The sequence below is a fragment of the Streptococcus sp. 1343 genome, from assembly GCF_013277355.1.
In the GTDB taxonomy this organism is placed as follows: domain Bacteria; phylum Bacillota; class Bacilli; order Lactobacillales; family Streptococcaceae; genus Streptococcus; species Streptococcus pseudopneumoniae.
This window is the reverse complement of record NZ_VMMT01000031.1, coordinates 1-4,344: the sequence shown is the minus strand read 5'-3', so window position 1 is coordinate 4,344 and position 4,344 is coordinate 1. Positions and strand designations below refer to the sequence as shown.

Here is a 4,344-nt window from a genome sequence, read left to right as displayed (position 1 = left end):
ACAAAAGCCAAACATTTGATAATCGATAGCCGTCGCTTAATCGAACGATGGAAAAAGGAAGGGAAATCAAATAGAGAAATCGCCTCTTTACTTGGAAAAGCTCCTCAAACTATCCATACTGAAATCAAGCGTGGGACAGTCCGACAATGTCTTGGAAAAGGACGCTTTAAAGAGGTTTATTCTGCCGACTATGCTCAACAGTCTTATGAAAATAATCGCAAGCGCTCGGTCAAGAAATCAAGATTGACCAAGGAGCTGAAGGAAAAGATTCTCCACTATCATAACCAAAAATTTTCGCCTGAAATGATGGTCAAGGCTAAGGGCGTTAACGTGGGAATTTCTACCATCTACTACTGGATCCATCATGGAAAATTAGGATTGTCAAAACAGGATCTGCTCTATCCTAGAAAAGGAAAATCTGTTAAGAAACAAGCTAGCACCAATTTTAAACCCCCTGGTCAATCTATCGAACAGCGTCCTGAAGCTATCAATCTGCGATTGGAGAATGGGCATTATGAGATTGATACGGTTCTGCTTACAAGGGTGAAAAATTATTGTTTACTGGTCTTAACTGATCGAAGGACTAGGCATCAAATTATCCGATTGATTCCAAATAAAAGTGCTGAGGCGGTCAATCAGGCTTTAAAACTCATCTTAAAACAAGACAAGATTCTGTCCATCACGGCAGATAATGGTACAGAATTTAACCGCTTGTCTGATGTATTTTCTGAGGAACATATCTATTATGCGCACCCCTATGCCTCTTGGGAAAGGGGAACTGATGAGAATCACAACAGGCTCATTCGGAGATGGTTACCTAAGGGAACTAAGAAAACGACTCCCAAAGAAGTCGCATTCATCGAAAATTGGATTAATAACTATCCTAAAAAATGCTTGAACTACAAATCACCCAGAGAAGACTTCTTCATGGCTAACTTGAACTTGAAATTTGGCCTTGGGGAATTTCTTCAAACCACATCAGCTTGGTCAGTTCTACCTGCGACCTCAAAACTTGTGCTTTGGTCAAGCTGGGTTTAGTTTCCTAGTTTGCTCTTTGATTTTCATTGAGTATAAGATTGCAGATAAAACGATAACAATCATAGGACACAGCAGAGCCAATGTTGGTCGAAGAATAGCCCCCTAATCGCTTATTTTATGGCAAAATGAAATAAAAACTAAACATTTTGTTGAGGAAGGCAAATCAATTCCTCACAATGTTCGAGAAAGAAGGGCGGACTATTCCAACTTCAACCCACTATAAAGCAGACTTACAAGATAGGGAACCCATCTCCGATAATATAATATATAGTAGAATGAAAACTGCACAATTTGATTGGGGAATTCAAACTAATTTCTCACAATGTTTGAGAAAAAGGGTCTATTATTTCAACTGCAACCTACTATAGCCCATTAAAGTTGGAATAACCCACTGAGACTTTTAAACCACTGCTGGAGAGGAGTTTGTGTCGATTTTCTTTCATTTCCCTGAAAAATCAAAAAGAGAGAACCAATCTGATCCTCTCTTACTTATAAATGGTGCTCACTCAAATGTTAAAGGAGCTATTTCTTAGAGATAAAGGAATTTGAATACAGCTACTGCCGCAATTGCTGCTGCAATAGGTGCTACTACTGGTACCCAAGAATACCACCATTTTGAATCGCCTTTATTCTCACCAAGAACTGATTTCGGAAGGAAAGCATGAAGGAGACGTGGCCCCAAGTCACGAGCTGGGTTCAAGGCAGGTCCTGTAGGTCCTCCAAGTGATGTTACCAAAGCCATAACGAGGAATCCAAGTGCCAAGTGAGCCACAGAAAGTCCTGAAGCAGTGTGTGGAGCCACCTGTGCTTTAATAGCCAAGTCAGAAAAATCAACTGTCTGTCCTGCTTGTGTTGCCATTTGTTTCATGTATTGAAGCACTTCAGCACCAAAGAAGTTTTTAGTCAAACCGAGAGCTGCAAAGAACAAAACAAATGAACCAACAAACTCGTTTACAAAACCATTAACAGTTGCTGCATAGCGACTTTCTTTTGTACCATGGTCAATACTTGAAATAGTTGAGAAAGTTCCCAAGATGTTATTTGGGTTTTCAGTTTTCAAGTAGAATGGACGGTGTGTTGCCACAACTAAGGCTTGACCAAAGATAGCCCCCAAGACTTGCGCGATAATGTAAGGTACCACTTGTGCCCAAGGGAAAAGACCGCTAACTGCAAGTCCTAGAGTGAAAGCAGGGTTGATGTGGTTCCCAGATACGTTACCAAACATCAAGGCTGGGATCATAACCCCCATACCATAACCAACAGCGATGACGAGCCAGCCACTTTGGTGACCTTTCGTACCTTTAAGTTCAACGTTGGCAACTGCACCATTCCCAAGAATGATCAAAATGGCAGTTCCCAAAAATTCAGTGGCATATTTCAGTGCCCATGTGAAATCCATTTGCTAGATTCTCCTTAAAATTTTTTAGATATTCTTTATTCTATCAATTTTTACCCTATTTAGCAACTGATTTCTGGAAATATTTTTAAAAAAATAGGATTCAGAGTTTCCCAGTCTAATGAACTTGTAAGCGTTTTTAATCTTCTCGAAAGACCTCGTTCTCAAAACCAGGAAAAAGCCCACATCTGTGAGCTTTTCCTTGTTCCTAGATTCTAAAATCTATTATTTTTCATCTTCTTTTTTCTTGAAGAATCCTAATCCTAGACCAGCTAATAAGGTCATGATACCAGCGCTAGCCAAGGTAGCATTCGCTTCTGGACCTGTGTTTGGCAATTCCTCTCTTTTATTTGTCTCAGAAGTCGGAACTTCTGGGTCTGGACTCACTGGAATTTCAGTTTTTGGAGTACCTGGTTCTGGAGTTAGCTCTGGTATTGGAGTCTCTTGATTTGGTAGTTCTGGGTTTGGTGTCGGAACACTTGGATGCTCTGGATTTGGTTGTGGGTTTGGTTTGTCTGGAGTCGGTTCACCTGGAGCACCTGGTTCCTGAGGACTTGGAATTTCTGGAATTGGTTTTTCTGGTCTTGATAAACGGTCATACCTTACCAAAATAGTCGTACCTTTTGAATCTGCTGTTACTTCTGCATTCGATACTTTTGGTAAATCTGGTTTACCATAATTTTCAATTTCTGGCGATACGACTTCGTCCCAGTTGCCTGTTGTCCATTCACCTTCTGTCACGACTTTCGTCACTTTATTACGCTTGTTGGTTCTTGTTAATTCAACTGTTTGCGTAACTGGGCTAGCTACTTCTGTTGTTTCATCAGTCGCATCTACATACTTGATGGTACGGGTAACAGTTTCGCTTTCTTTAATATCTTCTGTAGCTTGCGGATATTTCACTACTTCGGTTGTATCTGTAGTTGTTGATGTTACAGTTGCTTCCGCTACAGTTGCCTTATCTGGGGCGTCATAGTTGGTTACAGTTGGAGAATCTTGAGAACCCCATGTACCTGTTGACCAGTCTCCTTCTGTTACTTTACCTGTCACTTTGTTACGCTTGTTGGTTCGCGTTAAGGTGACGGTTTGCGTAACTGGGCTACCTACTTCGGTTGTTTCATCAGTCGCATCTACATACTTGATGGTACGGGTAACAGTTTTGCTTTCTTTAATATCTTCTGTAGCTTGCGGATATTTCACTACTTCGGTTGTATCTGTAGTTGTTGACGTTACAGTTGCTTCTGCTACAGTTGCCTTATCTGGGGCGTCATAGTTGGTTACAGTTGGAGAGTCTTGAGAACCCCATGTACCTGTTGACCAGTCTCCTGCTGTTACTTTACCTGTCACTTTATTACGCTTGTTGGTTCTTGTTAGTTCAACTGTTTGCGTAACTGGGCTACCTACTTCTGTTGTTTCATCAGTCGCATCTATATACTTGATGGTACGGGTAACAGTTTTGCTTTCTTTAACATCTTCTGTAGCTTGTGGGTATTTCACTACTTCGGTTGTATCTGTAGTTGTTGATGTTACAGCTGTTTCCGCTACAGTTGCCTTATCTGGAGCGTCATAGTTGGTTACAGTTAGAGAGTCTTGAGAACCCCATGTACCTGTTGACCAGTCTCCTGCTGTCACGACTTTCGTCACTTTATTACGCTTGTTGGTTCGCGTTAAGGTGACGCTTTGCGTAACTGGTGTTGCCACTTCTTTTGTTTCGTTGGCTTTATCGACATACTTGATGGTACGGGTAACAGTTCTGCTTTCTTTAACATCTTCTGTAGCTTGTGGGTATTTCACTACTTCGGTTGTATCTGTAGTTGTTGATGTTACAGCTGTTTCCGCTACAGTTGCCTTATCTGGGGCGTCATAGTTGGTTACAGTTGGAGAGTCTTGAGAACCCCATGTACCTGTTG

At 41.2% G+C, this 4,344-nt stretch carries 3 protein-coding genes and 1 pseudogene; 1 reads left to right on the top strand and 3 read right to left on the bottom strand.

All coding sequences use genetic code 11. The features are described from left to right. A partial coding sequence (locus HT709_RS05185; RefSeq protein WP_240156672.1) for an IS30 family transposase occupies positions 1-1,038 on the top strand: 1,038 nt, incomplete at its 5' end. A 529-nt stretch (positions 1,039-1,567) separates the two neighbouring features. Here the strand turns inward: HT709_RS05185 and gla are convergent. From gla to HT709_RS12170, 3 genes and pseudogenes are all read right to left on the bottom strand, one after another. Next, positions 1,568-2,437: an aquaglyceroporin Gla gene (gene gla, locus HT709_RS05180; protein WP_000348129.1), complete on the bottom strand. Its 870-nt coding sequence runs from the start codon at positions 2,435-2,437 to the stop codon at positions 1,568-1,570. A 222-nt stretch (positions 2,438-2,659) separates the two neighbouring features. Next, a complete protein-coding gene (locus HT709_RS12175; protein ID WP_044012429.1) occupies positions 2,660-3,310 on the bottom strand; it encodes an LPXTG cell wall anchor domain-containing protein in 651 nt (216 codons plus the stop codon). Between the two features lie 150 nt (positions 3,311-3,460). After that, positions 3,461-4,135, bottom strand: a pseudogene (locus HT709_RS12170) (hypothetical protein); the annotation flags it as partial. Positions 4,136-4,344 lie beyond the last annotated feature (209 nt).